The sequence below is a fragment of the Pseudoalteromonas porphyrae genome (assembly GCF_001298125.1).
Taxonomy (GTDB): Bacteria; Pseudomonadota; Gammaproteobacteria; order Enterobacterales; family Alteromonadaceae; genus Pseudoalteromonas; species Pseudoalteromonas neustonica.
In genome coordinates this window covers 1-2501 of the sequence record NZ_LHPH01000051.1, presented here as the reverse complement: position 1 = coordinate 2501, position 2501 = coordinate 1, and the positions used below count along the sequence as shown (strand labels likewise).

Here is a 2501-nt window from a genome sequence, read left to right as displayed (position 1 = left end):
GCAACGCCGCTGATATTTTTGTCGCTGGGCGCATAACGTGTTATGTAACCAAGCAAAAATTGATAGCAAGGCAGCATAAGTAACAAAGACCAAGCAAGACCCGTTTGGGTTGTATGGTTAAGTGACTAAGCGTACACGGTGGATGCCTTGGCAGTTGGAGGCGATGAAGGACGTATTAACTTGCGATAAGCYTAGTCAAGCTAGTAAAAAGCACTTGAGACTAGGATTTCCGAATGGGGAAACCCACCTGCTTGCAGGTATCGTTAACTGAATACATAGGTTAACGAGGCGAACGCGGAGAACTGAAACATCTAAGTACCCGTAGGAAAAGAAATCAACCGAGATTCCGGAAGTAGCGGCGAGCGAAACCGGAACAGCCCTTAAGCTTATTATGTGTTAATGGAAGGCCGCTGGAAAGCGCCACGATACAGGGTGATAGTCCCGTACATGAAAAGACATTTTAAGTGAAATCGAGTAGGTCGGAGCACGTGAAACTTTGACTGAATATAGGTGGACCATCATCTAAGGCTAAATACTCCCAACTGACCGATAGTGAACCAGTACCGTGAGGGAAAGGCGAAAAGAACCCCTGTGAGGGGAGTGAAATAGAACCTGAAACCGTGTACGTACAAGCAGTAGGAGCCCACTTGTTGGGTGACTGCGTACCTTTTGTATAATGGGTCAGCGACTTATATTTTGTAGCGAGGTTAACCGAATAGGGTAGCCGTAGGGAAACCGAGTCTTAACTGGGCGAMKAGTTGCAAGGTATAGACCCGAAACCCGGTGATCTAGCCATGGGCAGGTTGAAGGTTGAGTAACATCAACTGGAGGACCGAACCCACTAACGTTGAAAAGTTAGGGGATGACCTGTGGCTAGGAGTGAAAGGCTAATCAAACCGGGAGATAGCTGGTTCTCCCCGAAATCTATTTAGGTAGAGCCTCGGACGAATACTTACGGGGGTAGAGCACTGTTAAGGCTAGGGGGTCATCCCGACTTACCAACCCTTTGCAAACTCCGAATACCGTAAAGTAATATCCGGGAGACACACGGCGGGTGCTAACGTCCGTCGTGAAGAGGGAAACAACCCAGACCGCCAGCTAAGGTCCCAAAGTCATAGTTAAGTGGGAAACGATGTGGAAAGGCCCAGACAGCCAGGAGGTTGGCTTAGAAGCAGCCATCCTTTAAAGAAAGCGTAATAGCTCACTGGTCGAGTCGGTCTGCGCGGAAGATGTAACGGGGCTAAACTATGCACCGAAGCTGCGGATTCAGAATTTATTCTGAGTGGTAGGGGAGCGTTCTGTAAGCGGTTGAAGGTGTACCGGGAGGTATGCTGGACGTATCAGAAGTGCGAATGCTGACATGAGTAACGATAATGGGAGTGAAAAACTCCCACGCCGGAAGACCAAGGGTTCCTATCCCATGTTAATCAGGGTAGGGTAAGTCGACCCCTAAGGCGAGGCCGAAAGGCGTAGTCGATGGGAAACAGATTAATATTTCTGTACTCGATATAATTGCGATGGGGGGACGGAGCAGGCTAAGCAAGCATGGCGTTGGTAGTCCATGTGAAAGTGAGTAGGGCGTTTGTTTAGGTAAATCCGGACGAACAYTAAACCTGAGACACGAGACGAGCTACTACGGTAGTGAAGTTGCTGATGCCATACTTCCAGGAAAAGCCTCTAAGCTTCAGATTATATGGAATCGTACCCCAAACCGACACAGGTGGTCAGGTAGAGAATACTAAGGCGCTTGAGAGAACTCGGGTGAAGGAACTAGGCAAAATCGTACCGTAACTTCGGGAGAAGGTACGCTCCTATCTGTGATGAGACTTGCTCTCTAAGCGGACGGGAGCCGCAGTGACCAGGTGGCTGGGACTGTTTATTAAAAACACAGCACTGTGCAAAATCGCAAGATGACGTATACGGTGTGACACCTGCCCGGTGCCGGAAGGTTAATTGATGGGGTTATCTTCGGAGAAGCTCTTGATCGAAGCCCCGGTAAACGGCGGCCGTAACTATAACGGTCCTAAGGTAGCGAAATTCCTTGTCGGGTAAGTTCCGACCTGCACGAATGGTGTAACCATGGCCACGCTGTCTCCACCCGAGACTCAGTGAAATTGAAATCGCAGTGAAGATGCTGTGTACCCGCGGCTAGACGGAAAGACCCCGTGAACCTTTACTACAGCTTGGCACTGAACATTGAACCTACATGTGTAGGATAGGTGGGAGACTTWGAAGMWGMGACGCTAGTTKTKKTGGAGTCGTCCTTGAAATACCACCCTTGTAGTTTTGATGTTCTAACGTTGGCCCCTGAATCGGGGTTACGGACAGTGCCTGGTGGGTAGTTTGACTGGGGCGGTCTCCTCCCAAAGAGTAACGGAGGAGCACGAAGGTTGGCTAAGTACGGTCGGACATCGTACGGTTAGTGTAATGGTAGAAGCCAGCTTAACTGCGAGACAGACACGTCGAGCAGGTACGAAAGTAGGTCATAGTGATCCGGTGGT

1 rRNA gene is annotated in these 2501 nt (G+C 49.6%); it reads left to right on the top strand.

The features are described from left to right. Positions 1-115: 115 nt before the first annotated feature. Positions 116-2501 (top strand): 23S ribosomal RNA (locus tag ADS77_RS21005); the annotation flags it as partial.